The organism is Sphingomonas ginsenosidivorax (genome assembly GCF_007995065.1).
GTDB classification, from domain to species: Bacteria; Pseudomonadota; Alphaproteobacteria; order Sphingomonadales; family Sphingomonadaceae; genus Sphingomonas; species Sphingomonas ginsenosidivorax.
Genome location: NZ_VOQR01000001.1, coordinates 1,604,873 through 1,623,670 on the forward strand (window position 1 = coordinate 1,604,873; position 18,798 = coordinate 1,623,670).

Below are 18,798 nucleotides of genomic sequence, written 5' to 3' on the forward strand. Positions count from 1 at the left end.
GCGCCATGCGGCTCGACGACTTCGATCCCAACCTCAACGTCGAAGACCAGGGCCGCGGTGGCGGAGGCGGGTTCGGCGGCGGTGGCGGCGGGCTGTTGTTCGGGCTGTTGCCGTTGATCGGCAGCCGGTTCGGTTGCGGCGGGATCGTCGTGGTGCTGATCCTGATGGCGGTCTTCGGCGGGCTCGGCAATCTGGGTGGGATGCTCGGCGGCGGCTCGGCGCCGTCCACGCAGGTCGCCCGCAGCGACGGCGCGCCCGCGGGTACGACGACGACCGCGGTCTGCTCGTCCGACCCTGCCAAGCGCGCCGCCTGCCAGGCGTTCACCTCCGCCGACCACACTTGGGAAGCGATCTTCGCGAAGAGCGGCCAGCGGTTCGAGGCGCCCAAGCTCTCGTTCTTCACCGGCAACGGCCGGTCGGGCTGCGGTGCCGCGCAGTCGGCGATGGGCCCCTTCTACTGCCCGACCGATCGCGGCATCTATCTCGACACCAGCTTCTTCGACGAACTCGTCAACCGCTTCGGCGCCAAGGGCGACTTCGCGCAGAACTACGTGATCGCGCACGAATTCGGCCATCACATCCAGAACCTGCTCGGCACCAACGAACAGGTCCAGCGCGCGCAGCGCTCGGGCAGCGAAGCTGAGGGCAACGCGATGTCGGTCCGGCTGGAACTGCAGGCGGACTGCTACGCCGGCGTCTGGGCCGCCGCCAACCGCGACCGCCTCGATCCCGGCGATATCGAAGAGGGCATGACCGCCGCGCAGGCGATCGGCGACGACACGCTGCAGAAGCAGTCACAGGGCCGCGTCGTCCCCGACAGCTTCACGCATGGCAGTTCCGCCCAGCGCCAGGCTTGGCTCAAGCGGGGCCTGGACTCGGGCGACCCCGCGCAGTGCGACACCTTCTCGGGGGCGATCTAACCCCCGGGATCAGTCGCTAATCGTCCAGCCTTGGCGCACGTTACCGCTGCGCGTCGGCTGGGCCTGCGACAGCGCGCGCTGGAACCGGACTAGGGTGTCGTAGCGCCCGGTACCCGTCATCTCAGTCGCACTCGCGGTCATGACTGGCGTCGGGCGTTCGGGAGTGACGAACGGAACGGGTGCGTTCGGTGCGACGGCCGCAAAGCGCTGCGGCACGATGGTGCGCGCTGGTGGTATCCTCACGCGGATCGCATCTGCGGTAAAGGCCGTGAATTCGCGACCCTCGGCGAACACCGCGTGCCGGCCGGTGACAAACGCGCCGGCGATCACGCCGCCGACCAGGATCGTGCCAAGCGTCGCGCCGGTGCGCCCATCGCCGGCCGCATGGTACCGCCCGGTGACCGGCACGCTCGTCCCGGCGACGTCGACGCTGCGCAGTTCGATGTCGAGCTTGCCCGATTTGCCGAACGCGCCCTTGCCCGTGCGCGCCGTAACGACGCCGTGCCCAGCGGACCCGCGGGGAATCAGCACCACACCGTCGACCACCACGTCGCGAATTACGGATACCGGTATCGACTGGCCGACCACTGCCCGGTTGGACGCGATCTCTTCGTCGAGCCGAAAGACAATCTCGGTATGCGCCGGCACCAAGGCACCCGCTGCGAGAACCGCCGGAACGACGAGCGGCCGCGCATCGTCCGCCGCCGCGACGTCAGGCATGGTCATGCCCAACGCCAGTAAGATCAAAGTTCGCATCTCGCCCCCGTGGATACCCTGTGTCCCGGGGAGCATGCCTATGCTGCAAGTCTGATTTTCGTGTGAAGCTGGCTGGTTAACGCTAGGGGTCGGTTACATGCGGCAGAGCGTGAGTCGGTCTGCCGCCGCGGTCGCGGCGATCCCGACATAACCGTCGATCGTCGAATGTTTGGTCTCGATCGCATGGCCATGCGTCGCCGTGACCACCATTACGGCGCACCCCGCCGCCTCCGCCGCGGCGATTCCCGCAGGCGCATCCTCGAACACCAGGCAGTCGGCGGGTGCGACGCCGAGCCGCTCCGCTGCGAGGAGGAAACAGTCGGGTGCGGGCTTGCCGTTCGCGGCGTCTTCCGCACTGATCAGGAGCGGCGGCAGCGGGATGCCCGCTGCGGCGAGACGCACCTTCGCCAACTCGCGCGGTGCCGAGGTGACGATTGCCCAGCGCGCCGCGGGCAAAGCTGCGAGGAACACGTCCGCACCAGGGATTGGCGTGACGTCGGCGACGTCGAGCATCTCGGCAGCGGTGATCGCCGCGGCCTCCGCGACCGGGTCGACCCCGGGCAGGTTCAACCGGCGGATCGTCTCGACCGACTGGACGCCGTGGATCGTCGGCAGGAACGCCGCGACGTCGAGGCCGTGCGTGATCGCCCACGCGGTCCAGCTTCGCTCGGCGGACGCGATCGAGGTCAGGATCGTCCCGTCCATGTCGAACAGGAAAGCGGCGTAGGAACGTGTAGGCAGATCGGTCATGGTCACTCGGCTCGGAAGGGCGATCGTCGTTCGGGGCTGCTGCAGGGCACAGGAACGAAAAAGCCGCCCCGGTTGCCCGGGACGGCCTGTTCGTTCAGCTGGAAACCAGCGTCAGATGTCGTCGCCGAGCGCGCCCTTGACGCTGCCCTTGACGTTCTGCGCGGTGCCCTTGGCCTGCTGCGCTTCGCCTTCGGCGACCAGCCGCTCGTTATCGGTTGCCTTGCCGACGGCTTCCTTGACGTTGCCGGCGATCTTGTTGCCTGCGGCTGCTGCCTTGTCGGTGAATTCGCCCATGATGGCCTCCGATTACCTATTCGCGTTCCGACGATCGGGCCGCTTGAAATGATGGAGTTAAAACCACCGCATAGGCATGGAGTTCCATGACAATTGCTTCAGATCAATCCCGCGAGCGGGCTTGGGGCGCTTTAGATCAATCCGGCCAAGGGGCTCGACGGGTCGGCATAGCGCCGCTGCCCCATCCGCCCGGCACGATAGGCGAGGCGCCCGGATTCGACCGCCGCCTTCATCGCCGCCGCCATCATAATGGGGTCCTTCGCCTCGGCGATCGCGGTGTTCATCAGCACGCCGTCGCAGCCCAGCTCCATCGCGACGGCCGCATCCGACGCCGTGCCGACGCCCGCATCGACCAGCACCGGCACCCCTGCCCCCTCGACGATCAGCCGGATCGTGACACGATTCTGGATCCCCAGCCCCGAGCCGATCGGTGCGCCCAGCGGCATGATCGCGACCGCGCCCGCATTCTCCAGGCGCTTGGCCGCGATCGGATCGTCGACGCAATAGACCATCGGCTTGAAGCCTTCGTTCGCCAGCACCTCGGTCGCGCGCAGCGTCTCGACCATGTCGGGATACAGCGTCTTCGCCTCGCCCAGCACCTCGAGCTTCACCAGTTCCCAGCCGCCCGCCTCGCGCGCGAGGCGCAGCGTGCGGATCGCCGATTCGGCATCGAAGCAGCCCGCGGTATTGGGCAGGTACGTGACCTTCTTGGGATCGATGAAGTCGGTAAGCATCGGCGCGTTGCGATCCGACACGTTGACGCGCCGCATCGCGACCGTGACGATCTCCGCGCCCGAGGCTTCGAGTGCCGCCGCGTTCTGCGCGAAGTCCTTGTACTTGCCGGTGCCGACGATGAGGCGCGAGCGGAAGGTCTGCCCCGCGACGCTCCACGTATCGGTATCGATCACCGCGCCGTGATCGCCGCCACCGACGAAGTGCACGATCTCGAGGTCGTCGCCGTCCTCGACCATCACCTGCGCCAGCGTCGAGCGCGGCACGACCTCCATGTTCCGCTCGACCGCGACCTTCTCGGGCACCAGCCCCAGTTCGGTCGCGAGATCCGCGAGCGACAACCCCGCCGAGACCCGCTTGTGCTCGCCATTGACCGTGATGGTGACGGTGCCGTCGGTATGGGGCATGATTGATGTCCAGATGGTGTGTCTCGACTTCGCGCGACACGAGCTTGTAAGGATGCGTGCTTATAGGGGTGCGTTCGCCGGCCCCGCAACCGCTCAGCACGTCCAGGGAGCCCCTTTTGCCCGATACCATCCGCCCGACGATCTTCGTCCTGAACGGTCCGAACCTGAACCTGCTCGGCACGCGCGAGCCGGAAATCTATGGCGACGAGACGCTCGACGACATTGCCGGCCAGCTTGAGGATCGCGCGCGCGATCTCGAGCTGACGATCGACATGCGGCAATCGAATCACGAGGGGCATCTGATCGACTGGATCCACGAGGCGCAGGCGCGCGGGGCGAAGGCGGTGATCCTCAACGCCGGCGCGTTCACGCACACCTCGGTCGCGGTCCACGACGCGATCAAGGGCGTGAAGACCCCGGTGATCGAGGTCCATCTCTCGAACCCGCACGCACGCGAGTCCTTCCGCCACGTCAGCCTCGTCGGGCAGGCGGCGAAGGGCACGATCGCCGGGTTCGGTGCACTCAGCTACATGCTCGCGCTTGAAGCCGCCGCCCGGTTCTGACAGGAGACCACGCCATGACCGATACACATGATACGGGCGCGATGCAGGTCGATGTGAACCTCGTCCGCCAGCTCGCCGAGCTCCTCGACACCACCCAGCTGACCGAGATCGAGGTCGAAGACGGGTCCCGCCGCATCCGCGTCGCGCGCAAGGCCGCACAGGCCGCGCCGGTGCAGCATTATGCGCCCGCACCGTCCGCCCCCGCCGCTCAGGTCGCGCCGCCGCTGGCGATCCCGCAGGCCGAGACCGGCGCGTCCGCACCGGCCTCGACCGCCAACGCGGTCAAGTCGCCGATGGTCGGCACCGTCTATCTCTCGGCCAACCCCGAGGCGAAGGCGTTCGTCGGCGTCGGCCAGAAAGTCGCAGCCGGCGACACGCTGCTGATCATCGAGGCGATGAAGGTGATGAACCAGATCGTCGCGCCGTCCGCCGGCACCGTCACCGCGGTGCTCGTCGAGAACGGCCAGCCCGTCGAGTTCGACCAGCCGCTCGTCGTGGTAGAGTAACGTGCCGCAGATCAAGAAGCTGCTGATCGCCAACCGCGGCGAGATCGCGCTGCGCATCCACCGCGCCTGCCACGAAATGGGCATCAAGACCGTCGCGGTGCACTCGACCGCGGATGCCGAGGCGATGCACGTCCGCCTCGCCGACGAGGCGATCTGCATCGGACCGCCGTCGGCGACCGACAGCTATCTGAACATCCCCAACATCATCTCGGCGGCCGAAATCTCGGGCGCGGACGCGATCCATCCCGGCTACGGCTTCCTCAGCGAGAACGCGCAGTTCGCCGAGATCGTCGAGCTCCACAACATCCTGTTCGTCGGCCCCAAGCCCGAACACATCCGCACGATGGGCGACAAGGTCGAGGCCAAGCGCACCGCGGGCGCACTGGGCCTGCCGTTGGTCCCCGGCTCCGACGGCGCGATCAGCGACGTCGCCGAGGCTTGGCGGATCGCCGCCGAGATCGGCTATCCGGTGATCATTAAGGCGGCCTCCGGCGGCGGCGGCCGCGGCATGAAGGTGTGCGAGAGCGAGGAACAGCTCGAAACGCTGATGCAGCAGGCGGGCTCGGAGGCGAAGGCCGCGTTCGGCGACGCCACCGTCTATATGGAAAAATATCTGGGCAATCCCCGGCATATCGAATTCCAGATCTTCGGCGACGGCAACGGCAACGCGATCCATCTCGGCGAGCGCGACTGCTCGCTGCAGCGCCGCCACCAGAAGGTGCTCGAGGAAGCGCCCTCGCCGATCATCACGCCCGAAGAGCGCGAGCGGATGGGCGGGATCGTGGCCAAGGCGATGGCCGACATGGGCTATCGCGGCGCAGGGACGATCGAGTTCCTGTGGGAAGCCGGCGAATTCTACTTCATCGAGATGAACACCCGGCTCCAGGTCGAGCATCCGGTGACCGAGATGATCACCGGCCTCGACCTGGTCCGCGAACAGATCCGCGTGGCGGAAGGTCATCCGCTGACGCTGCGCCAGCAGGACGTCCAGTTCCGCGGCCATGCGATCGAATGCCGCATCAACGCCGAGGACCCGCGCACCTTCGCGCCGTCGCCGGGGCTGGTGAAGGTCTATCACGCGCCGGGCGGAATGCACGTCCGCGTCGATAGCGGGCTGTATGCCGGCTACCGCGTGCCGCCGTACTACGACTCGATGATCGCCAAGCTGATCGTCTACGGCACCACCCGCAACGGCGCGCTGCGCCGCCTGCGCCGTGCGCTCGACGAGATGGTGATCGACGGCATCACGACGACGATCCCGCTCCACCGCGCGCTGCTGGACGATCCGGAGTTCCAGGACGGCGCGTACACGATCAAATGGCTGGAGGAATGGCTGGCCAAGCAGGCCGCGTAGGCCTCCCCTCCTCACGCCCCTTACCGTCATCCCAGCGAAGGCTGGGATCTCCACGGGGCGGGTGTCGCGGCCCAAGCCGGGAGACCCCAGCCTTCGCTGGGGTGACAATTGTGGGGCAGGCAGACTTTTCAACACCGGAGCATGCGTGAAAGCCACGATCTACCACAACCCGCGCTGCTCCAAATCGCGCGACGCGCTCGCCCTTCTGCAGGAGTCCGGCGCCGACGTCACGATCGTCGAATATCTGAAGACCCCGCCCACCCGCGCCGAGCTCGAACGCCTCTACGCGCGTGCCGGGATGACCCCGCGCCAAGGGCTCCGCATGGCCGAGGACGGCGCCAAGGCGGTCAAGCATGGCGATGCCGATGCGATCCTCGACGCGATGATGGTCGACCCCTCGCTGATCGAGCGGCCGCTGGTCGAAACCGACAAGGGCGTGCGGCTCGGCCGCCCCACCGCGCGCATCGCGGACATTCTCTGACCCGTGCCCGCTCGGCAGGCAACAACCGGGTATCTGCCAAAAATTGAGGCAGCAATTTCCATCGAAATCGACGGTTGCCCCAGGCGGCGTGCGCTGGCACGTTTGGTGCAAGGCGCCCGCACGGGCGAGGGTTCATGACTCGCGCGGGCGAGCGTTCTTCACCCGTGCGGGCGAGTGTTCGGCATCTGAAACGACAACCGGGGGCGTAGCCGCGTGAAAAAGATCGAAGCCATCATCAAGCCGTTCAAGCTCGATGAGGTAAAGGAGGCGCTGCACGAAATCGGCGTCAGCGGCATCACCGTGACCGAGGCCAAGGGCTTCGGCCGGCAAAAGGGTCATACCGAGCTCTATCGGGGCGCCGAATATGTCGTCGACTTCCTGCCCAAGGTGAAGCTCGAAGTCGTGGTTGAGGACGGCCTGGCGCAGCGCGTGGTCGAGGCGATCGCCGCCGCCGCGCAGACCGGCCGGATCGGCGACGGCAAGATCTTCGTCATCCCCGTCGAAAGCGCGCTGCGCATCCGCACCGGCGAACGCGACGACGACGCGATCTGATCAAGTTTCCCCCCTCCCGCTTGCGGGAGGGGTCGGGGGAGGGCCTGTCCGCAAGCTCTCCCGAATTTTACAGGCCCTCCCCTAGCCCCTCCCGCAGGGCGGGAGGGGAACAGCAAGGAAAGAAGACCATGGCGAATTCCGCGAGCGACATTCTCAGCATGATCAAGGACCAGGAGATCGAGTGGGTCGACCTCCGCTTCACCGATCCCAAGGGCAAGTGGCAGCATCTGACGATGGTCGCCGGCCTGATCGGCGAGGACGAGCTGACCGACGGCCTGATGTTCGACGGCTCGTCGATCGAGGGCTGGAAGGCGATCAACGAGTCCGACATGGTGCTCAAGCCCGATCTGGACGCGGTCTATGTCGATCCGTTCTCGGCGACGCCGATGCTGATCCTGATCTGCGACATCGCCGATCCCGTCACCGGCGAGCTCTACGCGCGCGACCCGCGCTCGACCGCCAAGCGCGCCGAGGCCTATCTGCTGACCACCGGCGTCGGCGACACCGTCTATGTCGGCCCCGAGGCCGAGTTCTTCATGTTCGACGACGTCCGCTTCGAGAGCAGCTATTCGACCAGCTACTACAAGATCGACGACATCGAGCTGCCGGGCAATTCGGGTCGCGAATATGAGGGCGGCAACCTTGGTCACCGGCCGCGCGCGAAGGGCGGCTATTTCCCCGTCGCGCCCGTCGACAGTGCGGTCGACATCCGCGGCGAGATGGTCTCCACGATGATCGAGATGGGCCTGCCCTGTGACAAGCACCACCACGAGGTCGCCGCCGCACAGCACGAGCTGGGCCTGACCTTCGGCACGCTGACGCAGACCGCCGACCGCATGCAGATCTACAAGTACGTCGTCCACCAGGTCGCGCACGCTTACGGCAAGACCGCGACGTTCATGCCCAAGCCGATCAAGGAAGATAACGGCTCGGGGATGCACACGCACTTCTCGATCTGGGAGGGCAAGACCCCGCTGTTCGCCGGCAACGGCTATGCGGGCCTCAGCGACATGTGCCTGTATTTCATCGGCGGCATCATCAAGCACGCCAAGGCGGTCAACGCCTTCACCAACCCGACGACCAACAGCTACAAGCGCCTGGTCCCGGGGTACGAGGCCCCCGTGCTGCTCGCCTATTCGGCGCGCAACCGCTCGGCGTCGTGCCGCATTCCCTACGGCACCGGCCCCAAGGCGAAGCGCGTCGAAGTGCGCTTCCCCGATGCGCTCGCCAACCCGTATCTCGCCTATGCGGCGCTGATGATGGCGGGCATGGACGGCATCCTCAACAAGATCCATCCGGGCGAAGCGATGGACAAGAACCTGTACGACCTGCCGCCGGCAGAGCTCGCCCAGGTCCCGACCGTCGCGGGGTCTCTGCGCGAGGCGCTCGACTGCCTGGCCGCCGACCACGACTTCCTGCTCAAGGGCGACGTGTTCTCGGCCGACCAGATCGAGGCCTATATCGAGATCAAACGCGACGAGGTCGCCCGTTGGGAGATGACCCCGAGCCCGGTCGAGTATGACATGTACTACAGCGGCTGAGCCGTGCGTGCCGCACGGCGGTGGGCTTCGCCCACAGCCGCTGTCGGCCGGCGGGGCGCAGTCCCGACCGACGGCGCGGCTTCGCCACGACGGACTAGAAGAGGGCGTCCGGCAAACCCGGGCGCCCTTTTTCTGTTCCGTTCCCCGCGAAGGCGGGGGCCCAGGAGTCACGGGCGCAGCGCTGCTTGACCCTGGGCTCCCGCCTTCGCGGGAGAACAGAAACGAGGGCATGATGCGGCGGACTTGAACCGGATCGATAGCAACCGCCGGGTGTTCCCCCATATAAGCGACACACCCTCCCGCACCCGTCACCCCAACCCGAAAGTCCCCATGAACGCGCTCCTCGCCACCGACGCCCTGCCCCGTTTCGACGCCGTCACCCCCGCCGACGTCGCGCCCGCGATCGAGACGCTGATCGCGCGCCAGACCGCGACGATCGAGACGCTCGTGGCAACCAAACCCACCGAATTCGACGCCGCCTGGCTGCCGCTCGAGCGGATCGACGTCGCGATGGACAATGCCTGGTCGACCGTGTCGCACCTCCACGGAGTCGCCGATACGCCGGCCTTGCGCGCCGCGCACGCCGCCGGCCAGCAGAGCCTGGTCGAACAGGGCCTGAAAGTCGGCCAGAACCGCGACCTGTTCGACGTCCTCGACGCGCTCGCCGCCTCGCCCGGCTTCGCCGATCTGCCGCGCGCCGATCGCACCGCGGTCGAACGCTCGCTCCGCGACTTCCGCCTCTCGGGCGTCGCACTCGAACCCGCCCAGCGCGCGCGCTATGCCGAGGTCCAGATGGCGCTCTCCAGCCTGTCCAACGCGTTCGGCAGCGCGTTGCTCGACGCGACCGAAGCCTGGACCGAACTGGTCACCGACGAAGCGCTGCTCGAAGGGTTGTCGCCCGCCGACAAGGCGATGCTCGCCGCCGCCGCCCAGGCGACCGGCCAGACCGGCTGGCTCGTCACGCTCCAACAGCCGAGCGTCAATGCGATCCTCGGCTTCTGCGAAAACCGCGAGCTGCGCTACCGCGTCTACCATGCCTATGGCACCCGCGCGTCGGACCAGGGCCCCAATGCCGGCCAGTTCGACAACGGCCCGCGCATCGCCGAAATCCTCAAGCTGCGCCGCGAGTCCGCCGCATTGCTCGGCTTCACCGACCCCGTCGCGCTGTCGCTGTCGACCAAGATGGCGACGGATCCGCACGAGGTCCTCGCCTTCCTGCGCGATCTCGCCAAGCGCGCCCGCCCCGCGGCCGAGGCCGATGTCGCCTCATTGCGCGACTTTGCCGCGGACTCACTCGGGATAGACGATCTCCAGCCTTGGGACACGGGCTTCACCGCGAACCGCCTGCGCCTCGCGCGCCACGCGATCGACGAGCAGGCGGTACGCGCCTATTTCCCCGTCGACCGCGTCGTTGCGGGCTGGACCGCTCTGCTCGAACGCCTGTTCGGCATCCGCCTCGTCGAGCGCCCCGACGTCGTCACCTGGCACCCCGACGCGCGCTACCACGACCTCGTCGATGCCGACGGGAGCGTGTTCGCCGGGCTCTACACCGACCTCCATGCGCGCACCGGCAAGCGCGGCGGTGCCTGGATGGCGCAGGCGCGCTCGCGCGTCACCGATGGCGACGCGGTCATGGTGCCGGTCGCCTACCTGACCTGCAACTTCGCCCCCACCGGCGGCGCGGTGCCGCCACTACTCTCGCATGGCGACGTGACGACGCTGCTGCACGAGACCGGACACTGCCTGCATCACCTGTTCGGGCTGGTCGACCGGCCGAGCGTCGGCGGCATCAGCGGGTTCGAATGGGACGCGGTCGAGCTGCCGAGCCAGCTGATGGAGGATTTCGCCTGGGACCGCGACGTCCTCACCGCGATGTCGGGCCAGTACGAAACCGGCGAGCCGCTCCCCGCCGACCTGTTCGACAAGCTGGTCGGCGCGCGCCATTTTCTCGAAGGCATGGCGACGCTACGCCAGGTCGAATTCGCGATGTTCGACCTGCTGCTGCATCTCGGCGTGATGGGCGATGACCCGGTCGAGGTCCTGGATGCGGTCCGCGACGAGGTCTCGGTGATGCGCCCGCCCGCGTGGCACCGCTTCCCGCAGAGTTTCTCGCATATCTTCGCGGGCGGCTATGCGGCCGGCTATTACAGCTACCTCTGGGCCGAGGTGCTCGCCGCCGACGCGTTCGGGCGTTTCCGCGATGCCGGGCTGATCGACCGCGCCACGGGCGACGCGCTGCGCACGCACATCCTGTCGCAAGGCTCGGCGCGTCCTGCACTGGAGAGCTTCCGCGCGTTCATGGGTCGCGATCCGGATCCAGCCGCGCTGCTGGTCCGCCGCGGGCTGGCCTGACCCGTTCTCCCGCGCACGCGGGAGCCCAGGGCCAGGAACGCAGACGATCGGAACCCTGGGCTCCCGCCTTCGCGGGAGAACCAGAAGACGGGGGCCGGTCCGATCCGCGCTGACGCGCGTTGAGCGCGTAATGATCGACCTGTCCCACGAATCGCTGCTGCTCGGCCTCGGCACCATGATCCTGATCGGTGCCTGGCTGCCGCTGCTGCTCAAGCGGCTGCCGCTGTCTCTGCCGATCGTCTGCCTGGGGCTCGGCGCGTTGCTCTCGCTGACCCCGTGGCTGCGCACCAATCCCGACGCGCTCAGCCACAACCGGATCCTCGAGGAACTCAACGAAACCGTCGTGCTGATCGCGCTGATGGGCGCGGGATTGCGGCTCGACCGGCGGTTCGGCTGGCGGCGCTGGGGATCGACGTGGCGGTTGCTGCTGTTCGTGATGCCGCTGACGATGCTGCCGATCTTCGCGGTCGCGCACTATGCGATCGGCCTCAGCGTCGCCGCCGCGCTGCTGCTCGCCGGTGCGCTTGCCCCCACCGATCCGGTACTGGCGGCCGACGTCCAGACCGGCCCGCCCGCCAGCGGCGAGGACGGCGAGACCCGGTTCGCGCTGACCTCGGAAGCCGGGCTCAACGACGGCCTTGCCTTCCCCTTCATCCTGCTCGCGCTCGCGATCCAGACGCACGACCTCGACTGGGGCCATTGGGCGATGGTCGACCTGTTCGGCGACCTCGCGATCGGCACCGCGATCGGCATCGCGGTCGGCTGGGTCGCGGGCTATCTGATGTTCCGCCTGCCCGCCTGGAAGCTGTCGGACACCGGCGACGGGCTGATCGCGATCGGCGTCACCCTGTTCGTCTACGGGTTTACGACGCTGATCCATGGCAACGGTTTCGTCGCGGTGTTCGTCGCCGCGCTGACGATCCGCTCGACCCGGCCCGACGACGACTTCCACAGCGCGATGGCGGAGTTCTCGGGCCAGATCGAGCGGCTGCTGCTGGTCGTCGTGATGCTGATCCTCGGCTGGGCTATCGGCCGCGGCCTGCTCGCGCCGCTGACCTGGGGCGGCGCCGCGCTGGCCGCCGCGATCATCCTCGTCTTCCGCCCGGTCGCGACCTTGCTCGGCTTCATCAGCTCGACCGCGAAGGGTCCGTCCAAGCGACTGATCGGCTTCTTCGGCATCCGCGGGATCGGGACGCTGTTCTACCTGCAATACGCGTTCAACCGCGGCGACTTCGCCGAGAGCCCGCAGGTCTGGGCGATCGCGGGGACGACCGTGCTCGGCTCGATCCTGATCCACGGCGTCTCATCGACCCCGCTGATGGCCAAGGCCGACGCGCTACGCGAGAAGCCGCACCATTGAGGCCTAGCCGGATCCTCCCCCGCCAGGGGGGGGTGGCAGGCGCAGCCTGACGGAGGGGGCGGACAGGATAACGCCCGTTCCGTGTCCTCCCCCTCCGACGCCTACGGCGCCACCTCCCCCTGGCGGGGGAGGATCAGAAGCCTCAATAATCCTTGGACACCCGCACGTTCGCGCTCTGCCGCCCGAGCGTCGAGATGCTCGACAACAAGGATAGCCAGCGCGTCACCTGGAACTCGACCTGCGTCGCGCTATAGCCCTGCCCGTCGGTGACGATCTCCGCATACAGCCGCCGCGTCACATATTTGCCCGCCGCGATCGACGTGCCTTGCCCGGTCTGCGGGTCCGCCGGCAGGATGCGCAGCCGGTCGAGACCCGCCGCACGGCGCACCGCGTTGATCGGGTTCAGCCCGTTGCCGCCGCTCTGCAACGCCGCTACCGCCGCCGCCAGTTGCAGCGCCTCGGGCGCGGACAGATTGGTGATCGACGTCCCGAACAACAACCGCGACAGCAATTCGTCCTCGGGAAGCGCCGGCGTGCTCGTGAAGCCGATCTCGGGCTTCAGCGCATAGCCCGTCACGCGGATCGACGCATTGAGCCCGGTCGAATCCGCGTTCGCCTCGATATCCAGCGCCGGGTTCGCCGGTACCTCGCCGGCAAAGCGGATGATCCCGCGCGCCAGTTCGAACTGCCGTCCGGCAAACTCATAGTCGCCGCGGATCAGCGTCGCGCGCCCGGTGATCGCCGGATTCTCGGGCTGCCCCGCGATCTGCAGGTTCGCCGACCATTCGCTCGTCAGTCCCAATCCGCTGACGAGCACCTGGTTCGGCGCCCGCGCGTGGATCGCCAGCGTCCAGGGCGCGGTTGGCCGTGCGACCTCGTCGTCGCCGTCGGGCAGGTTGATCTCGCGGATGTTGAGCTGCGGCACCGCGCTCGCCGCGGTCGCCTGGCCCAGCCGGTAGCGGCTCCTGTCGAGCACGACCTCGCCCGCGATCTTCCCGCCCGATCCGTCCGAGGTGAAGGTCAGCGGCCCGCTCACCGTCGCGCCGATATCATCGCGGTCGATCATCACCGCATGGTCTGCCTGCAACCGCAGGTCGAGGCCGAGACCATGCGCGGCGGCGAAGTCGAACTGCCCGGCTCCGCTCACGCGCCCACCCTTGCCCGCATCGGCGGCGAAGCGATCGATCACGAGGCGCGACCCGCCGAACCGTCCGCTCGCCTGGACGTTGGTCAGTACCGTGCCCGTCGTCGCGCTCTCGATCCGCGCGCCGCTCGCCTGCACAACGCCGCGGATCACGGGGTTCGCGACGCTGCCCGTCACGTCGGCGCCGATCGCGACCGGGCCCGACAGGTCGAACAGCTCGACTCCCGTCAGCCGCCACAAGGTATCCGCCGGCCCGCTATAACGCAGCTGCGCGAACAGCCGCGCGTTGCTGATCCGGCTCGACAGGTCGCCTGCACCGAGCGGCGCCAGCTGTGCCTGCGCGCGCCCGATCGTCTTGCCGCCCGACGCGATCACCGCGCGAACGCCCAGCTTGTCGGGGGACAACACCGCCGCCACCCCGACATCGACCGGCCGCGACGAGAGCACCAGCCCCGCACGGCTGAGCCCGCGGATAGTCAGGTTCGCCTTGCCCGTCGGCGCGGCGCCGTCATGGGTCGCGACGTCGAAGCTGCCCGACGCGGTCCCACCGAGCCCGAGCCCGGGATAGCCGATGTCGAGGATCGCCAGCGGCATCCGGGTCAGCGTCGCGTCGATCGCGGTGGTCGCGTCGGTGAACCGCCCGCCGACCTGCGCCTCGCCGCCCGCGAAGCTGAGCCGCGTCGGCGCGAGACGCCACCCGTCGCCGTCGCGCGTGACGACCGCAGGCGTGAGCAGCTTCAGCGGCCGGCGGTCGAGCGTCCCCTGCGCGGCGATGCCGTAGCTGTCGGCGGTCACCTGCGTGACGCTCTGGATATCGAACGCCCGCCCGCGTGATCCCGCGATCGACGCGCGAATCTCACCGACCCCGCCGCGCAGCCGCGCACTGACGCTGAATCGCGCCAGACTGAGCGTCCCGCGCCTCAGCCCGCGTCCGGTCGCGGTCGCCTCGACCGACGTGCCAGCCGGATGGAGCAACGTGACGAGGTCGAGATGCCCCTGCCGCAGCGTCACGCCGGCGAGCGTCGCCGCGGTCGCGTCGAGATGCGCCTCGACGCGCTGGATATCGCCGACAGGCCGGAACAGCAGCTCGCCGGCAAGCCCGCCCCCGCCGACCGCGAGCCGTCCGGTAAAGCCGCCATCGACTACCGCCAGGCTCCCCGAGGCGCGCGTCCCGCTGACGTTCAGCGTGGCGATCTGGATCGTCGCGGGCTGGCCCGGCGGCAACAGGATCGCGCCGTTCGCGGTGAACGGCCCGAGCCGCGATCCCCCCGCGGCGGTGAAGGCATACCCTTGCGCGGTCGGATCGAGATGTGCACGCACGCCCTTCAGCCCCAGCGTCGCGTTGGGCGCGGCGAAGACCAGGTCGAGCGTCGGCTTGTCGATCTTCCCGTCGAGCACCAGCGTCACCGGGCCATAGCTCTGCTGCCGCCCGCCGCCCTCGAAATGGAACGTCCCGTCGCGCCGCCTGTAGCCGTTCCCCGCCAGCCGGATCTGCGGCGCGGTCAGCACGAGGTTCGTGAAGTGCAGGATCCCGTCGGGCGTGCGTTCTATATTGGTGGTGACGCGTGGCAGCCCCCCCGCCAGGCTGCGGAAGAACGCGTTGTCGAGCCGCACCATCTGCGCGCTGCCCTGCCCGACGATCCGGGTGCCCTTGCCGCCCGGCCCCGGCACCACGCGCAGCACCGACTTGACGTCGACGATGCCGAGCCCGGGGATCAGGTACCGCCCGAGCGCGCCGTTGACGCCAACCTCGAACTGCCCGGTCTTCAGATCGAGCTGGAGGTTGATCCGCCCGCTCAGCTTGTCCGACCGCATCAGCAGATCGTTGCCGATCAGCGTCTGTGCGGTCACCGACAGCTTGCCCTCGACCGACAGGTTGCGCAGGATCCCGCCTGCGACGTCGCCGACCCCGGTCACGCGCGCCGCGGTGAAGCGGATCGGCACCGTCACCGGCGCTGCCGACAACCGCCCCTTGCCCGCCGCATGCGCATTCTCGAACCCGGTCTGGTCGAAGGCGAAGCGGCTCGCGTCGATCCGGTAGTCGAACGCCGCGGTCGCGAACGCGCCGTCGAGGATCGCGCGCAGCTCGACCGCATTGCCCGTCATGTTGCCGAACAACGCGGGCGGCTGCAACAGCCGCGCCTTGATCCGCACGTTGCGATAGGCGTTGGTGCCCAGATCGATCCCGCCCGTCGTGTCCACCGCCAGCGCAGGCGTGCGCAGCGACAGCCGCCCGTCGAGCCGGCGGCGCTCGAACGTCGCCGCGCCGTTCACCAGCACGCGCGGCGCGGTCAGTCGCTGCAGCTTTCCGCCCAGCAGCGACGACGGCGCCATCACACCCGACAGCGTATAGCGTCCCGCCTCCTGCGCGAGCGCGAGGTCGACGATCCTTGTCCGCCCGACCGATCCGTCCGCGGTCCCCCGCCAGCGCGCCCAGTTGCCGTCGCCGGTGACGTCGAGCGATACCGGCCCTCGCGCCTTGATCATCCGCGCGAGTACGCCGTTTGCCGCACCGCGTGCGGACACGTCGATGTCGAAGACGTCGCGCGTCGGCTCGGCATCGATCCTGAGCGCCAGCCGGTCGCTGCCCGCGACCAGCGCGTCGAGCGTGACCAGTGCGCGGCCCGACCGGATATCCGCCTGCCCCTGCAAGCGACCGACCCGCGGCGTGCCGAGCACCGGCTTCGCCAGCGTCAGCCGGTCGACCGCGAGCCGTCCGATCCGGATATCGAAATCCGGCAGGATCGGCCCGCGCTGCTTTGACGGCCTCGTACGCGGGGTATGGAGAAGGGTCGCACGCGCGATTGCCAGCCGCCGGATCTCCAGCCGGTTCGACAGCCATTTGAACGGCGACCAGTCGAGCTCGACCTGCGGCGCCTGGAACACCAGCCCGTCGAGGTCGTACACCCGCAGATCGACCAGCCGCGTATCGCCATAGAGCGACCCGTCGATCCGCCCCACCGCGAAGCGCAGGCCGTTCGCGGTCCGGATCGCCGCGATGCGATCCGCGACGTAGCGGTGCCCGATGTCGGTATCGACAACGAGCAAAGCGGCGCCCAGGATCGCGAACAGCGCGACTACTGCCCCGACGATCCACCGCCACCACCTCAAAACGCCTGCCCCAGCGACACGTACACCGCGATCCGGCTGTCGCCCGCACGCGGGTTGAGCGGCGTGCCGACGTCGAGGCGGATCGGCCCGAAGTTCGAATAATAGCGAACCCCCAGCCCCGCGCCGTACTGCAGCCCGGTGAATTTCGGCAGCGGCGAGGTGTATATGTTGCCCGCGTCGAGGAACGGCACGATCCCGAAATTGCCGAATGCCTTGACGCGCGCCTCGACCGCGAACTCGGTCAGGCTGCGCCCGCCGATCGGGTCGTTGTTAGGATCGCGCGGCCCGATCGCCTGATAGCCATAGCCGCGCACCGACGCGCCGCCGCCCGCATAGAAGCGCCGCGACGGTGCGACCTGGTCGCGCGGCGCGCCGACGATCGTCCCCAGCCGCGTGCGCGCCGCCAGCACCACCCCGTCCGCGACGGTGCGATAGACGCTGGCATCGACCTGCGTACGCGCATAGCCGAACACCGACCCCTGCAGCGACACTTCGGGACTGAGCCGCCCGCCCAGCCGGAACCCGCGCGTCGGGTTGAGCAGGTCGTCCGACCCGTCATAGTTGAGGCTCGTCGGCAACGCGCCGATGAAGAAGGTCCGCCGCCGCGGCAGCCCGGTCGACAGCAGCACGTCGCGCTCGTCCGACGCCACCAGCTCGCCGCCCAGCGACCAGGTCCAGGTCTTCTGGAAGAAGATGTTGGTCTGCTTCTCCAGGCTGCCCGACAGCGTGAAGGTCCGCGCGTCATAGGCGTCGCGGTTGGTATGCGCCGCCGACACCTGTGCGGTCAGCACCCGGTCGCGCGCGTGGAAGTTGCTCCGCCGGAACACGACCGAGCCCAATTGCTCGCGCGTCCCCAGCACCGACCTGAGCGTCAGCGCCCCCTCGGGCGGGAACAAATTGCGGTGCGTCCAGCTGAGCTCCGCGCGCGCGCCCTCGCCGGTGCCGTAGCCGAGCTCGCCCGCGACGGTATGCGGCGGCGCGGGGTCGAGCTTGACCGCGATGTCGACCACGTCGGGCGTCGCGCCCGGCACCGGCTTCACCGTTACCGCCGAGACCAGGCTGGTCTGGATCAACGCGCGGCGCAGGTCGTCGATCTTCGCCGCGTCATAGGGCTGGCCGGGCGAAAACCGCGCGATCTCCTCGACGTGATGCGCGTCGAACACTCGGTTCCCCGGCAGCGCGACCACCTGCCCGAACCGCCGCGCGCCGCCCGGCTGCACGCTGAGGTCGAGCGTCGCGGTCCGCGTCGCATGGTCGACCACGATCGCCGAATCGCCCACGGTCGCGAACGGAAAGCCCTCGCGCCCGATCTGCGACGTCAGCTTGGCCTCGCCCGCGACGATCGCGTCCGAATTGACCGGGTCCTCGGCCTTCACGCCGAACGCGCCGGCGAGCGCGGGCGCCTTGTCGCCCGCCGCGGCGATCCCGTCGATGGTCACGCCCTTGAACCGGTACAGCGTCCCCGGCACCGCCGCGATCACCACCAGCGGCTTCGCGCCGCCCTCGACGCGCGTGGTCACGGCGGCGTCGTAATAGCCTTCCGCGCGCAACAGGCTGTTGAGCAGCGCCGCATCCTCGCGCGCGCGCCGGTCGAGCTGAGCCGCATTGGCGGGCTTGCGGTCGTTCGCGGCGAGCGTCGACAACTGGTCGAAGCGGGGCCGCAACAGCGTGCTCGCAATATCGTCGATCCCGTCGACCCGCCAGGCATAGCGCCGTGCGGACTCGGCATCGGTCGTCGTCGCGATGGTCGCGGGATCGTCGGGCGTGGCGGCAAGGTCCGGCCACGCGACGCCGATATCGGGCAGCGGCGCCAGCGGCGCGTTCGGGTCGAGCGACGGCATCGGCTCGGGCGCACCCGGCGCGACCTGCGCCACCGACCGATTGCTCGCGACGACAGCCAGCAGGGCTGTGGCCGCGCAAAAGCCGGCACGCCGAACGCGAAACACCATGCCGGTGTCCTAGCCGCGCTTTGCCG

Annotated in this window: 15 protein-coding genes; 9 read left to right on the forward strand and 6 right to left on the reverse strand. The window is 68.7% G+C overall.

Annotation, left to right across the window (positions count from 1 at the left end; genetic code table 11):
• Window positions 1-5: 5 nt before the first annotated feature.
• The gene (gene ypfJ / locus FSB78_RS07240; RefSeq protein ID WP_147081361.1) at window positions 6-920 is read left to right on the forward strand and encodes a KPN_02809 family neutral zinc metallopeptidase; all 915 of its coding nucleotides are present in this window, start codon (window positions 6-8) and stop codon (window positions 918-920) included.
• A 9-nt stretch (window positions 921-929) separates the two neighbouring features.
• Here ypfJ and FSB78_RS07245 read toward each other — a convergent pair whose 3' ends face one another.
• The 4 genes from FSB78_RS07245 to thiS form a co-directional block, all read right to left on the reverse strand.
• A complete protein-coding gene (locus FSB78_RS07245) occupies window positions 930-1,646 on the reverse strand; it encodes a hypothetical protein (protein ID WP_147081363.1) in 717 nt (238 codons plus the stop codon).
• 123 nt (window positions 1,647-1,769) lie between these two features.
• Window positions 1,770-2,426, reverse strand: a complete 657-nt coding sequence (locus FSB78_RS07250) for an HAD-IA family hydrolase (RefSeq protein ID WP_147081364.1) — start codon at window positions 2,424-2,426, stop codon at window positions 1,770-1,772.
• A 111-nt stretch (window positions 2,427-2,537) separates the two neighbouring features.
• Complete coding sequence (locus FSB78_RS07255) at window positions 2,538-2,720, reverse strand: CsbD family protein (protein ID WP_147081366.1); 183 nt, start codon at window positions 2,718-2,720, stop codon at window positions 2,538-2,540.
• A gap of 131 nt (window positions 2,721-2,851) precedes the next feature.
• A complete protein-coding gene (thiS, locus tag FSB78_RS07260) occupies window positions 2,852-3,859 on the reverse strand; it encodes a sulfur carrier protein ThiS (RefSeq protein ID WP_147081368.1) in 1,008 nt (335 codons plus the stop codon).
• Between the two features lie 128 nt (window positions 3,860-3,987).
• Between thiS and aroQ the strand changes: the two genes are divergently transcribed.
• The 8 genes from aroQ (at window position 3,988) to FSB78_RS07300 (ending at window position 12,568) form a co-directional block, all read left to right on the forward strand.
• Entirely contained in the window at window positions 3,988-4,422 is a 435-nt protein-coding gene (aroQ, locus tag FSB78_RS07265) for a type II 3-dehydroquinate dehydratase (protein ID WP_147084073.1), read from the forward strand.
• Between the two features lie 14 nt (window positions 4,423-4,436).
• On the forward strand, window positions 4,437-4,928 hold the full coding sequence (accB, locus tag FSB78_RS07270; RefSeq protein WP_147081370.1) for an acetyl-CoA carboxylase biotin carboxyl carrier protein: 492 nt from the start codon (window positions 4,437-4,439) through the stop codon (window positions 4,926-4,928).
• Between the two features lies 1 nt (window position 4,929).
• Complete coding sequence (gene accC / locus FSB78_RS07275) at window positions 4,930-6,282, forward strand: acetyl-CoA carboxylase biotin carboxylase subunit (RefSeq protein WP_147081372.1); 1,353 nt, start codon at window positions 4,930-4,932, stop codon at window positions 6,280-6,282.
• 145 nt (window positions 6,283-6,427) lie between these two features.
• Window positions 6,428-6,763: an arsenate reductase (glutaredoxin) gene (gene arsC, locus FSB78_RS07280; protein WP_147081374.1), complete on the forward strand. Its 336-nt coding sequence runs from the start codon at window positions 6,428-6,430 to the stop codon at window positions 6,761-6,763.
• 213 nt (window positions 6,764-6,976) lie between these two features.
• Entirely contained in the window at window positions 6,977-7,315 is a 339-nt protein-coding gene (locus tag FSB78_RS07285) for a P-II family nitrogen regulator (RefSeq protein ID WP_055875939.1), read from the forward strand.
• 128 nt (window positions 7,316-7,443) lie between these two features.
• On the forward strand, window positions 7,444-8,856 hold the full coding sequence (gene glnA, locus FSB78_RS07290; RefSeq protein ID WP_147081376.1) for a type I glutamate--ammonia ligase: 1,413 nt from the start codon (window positions 7,444-7,446) through the stop codon (window positions 8,854-8,856).
• Between the two features lie 330 nt (window positions 8,857-9,186).
• Complete coding sequence (locus FSB78_RS07295) at window positions 9,187-11,208, forward strand: M3 family metallopeptidase (protein ID WP_147081378.1); 2,022 nt, start codon at window positions 9,187-9,189, stop codon at window positions 11,206-11,208.
• A 130-nt stretch (window positions 11,209-11,338) separates the two neighbouring features.
• A complete protein-coding gene (locus tag FSB78_RS07300; protein ID WP_147081379.1) occupies window positions 11,339-12,568 on the forward strand; it encodes a cation:proton antiporter in 1,230 nt (409 codons plus the stop codon).
• 142 nt (window positions 12,569-12,710) lie between these two features.
• Here FSB78_RS07300 and FSB78_RS07305 read toward each other — a convergent pair whose 3' ends face one another.
• Together FSB78_RS07305 and FSB78_RS07310 are read right to left on the reverse strand one after the other, a co-directional pair.
• Window positions 12,711-16,823 (reverse strand): translocation/assembly module TamB domain-containing protein, encoded by a 4,113-nt coding sequence (locus FSB78_RS07305; protein WP_147081381.1) that lies wholly within the window; start codon window positions 16,821-16,823, stop codon window positions 12,711-12,713.
• Entirely contained in the window at window positions 16,820-18,772 is a 1,953-nt protein-coding gene (locus tag FSB78_RS07310) for an autotransporter assembly complex protein TamA (protein ID WP_147081383.1), read from the reverse strand. The genes FSB78_RS07305 and FSB78_RS07310 overlap by 4 nt, the downstream gene beginning before the upstream one ends.
• Window positions 18,773-18,798: the final 26 nt, after the last annotated feature.

What these genes read in the sequence shown, in the direction of transcription:
- FSB78_RS07255 (WP_147081366.1), bottom strand. Translation starts at nt 2,720, where the DNA reads ATGGGCGAATTCACCGACAAGGCAGCAGCCGCAGGCAACAAGATCGCC.
- FSB78_RS07250 (WP_147081364.1), bottom strand. Translation starts at nt 2,426, where the DNA reads ATGACCGATCTGCCTACACGTTCCTACGCCGCTTTCCTGTTCGACATG.
- glnA (WP_147081376.1), top strand. Translation starts at nt 7,444, where the DNA reads ATGGCGAATTCCGCGAGCGACATTCTCAGCATGATCAAGGACCAGGAG.
- thiS (WP_147081368.1), bottom strand. Translation starts at nt 3,859, where the DNA reads ATGCCCCATACCGACGGCACCGTCACCATCACGGTCAATGGCGAGCAC.
- FSB78_RS07295 (WP_147081378.1), top strand. Translation starts at nt 9,187, where the DNA reads ATGAACGCGCTCCTCGCCACCGACGCCCTGCCCCGTTTCGACGCCGTC.
- ypfJ (WP_147081361.1), top strand. Translation starts at nt 6, where the DNA reads ATGCGGCTCGACGACTTCGATCCCAACCTCAACGTCGAAGACCAGGGC.
- FSB78_RS07310 (WP_147081383.1), bottom strand. Translation starts at nt 18,772, where the DNA reads ATGGTGTTTCGCGTTCGGCGTGCCGGCTTTTGCGCGGCCACAGCCCTG.
- accB (WP_147081370.1), top strand. Translation starts at nt 4,437, where the DNA reads ATGACCGATACACATGATACGGGCGCGATGCAGGTCGATGTGAACCTC.
- FSB78_RS07300 (WP_147081379.1), top strand. Translation starts at nt 11,339, where the DNA reads ATGATCGACCTGTCCCACGAATCGCTGCTGCTCGGCCTCGGCACCATG.
- FSB78_RS07245 (WP_147081363.1), bottom strand. Translation starts at nt 1,646, where the DNA reads ATGACCATGCCTGACGTCGCGGCGGCGGACGATGCGCGGCCGCTCGTC.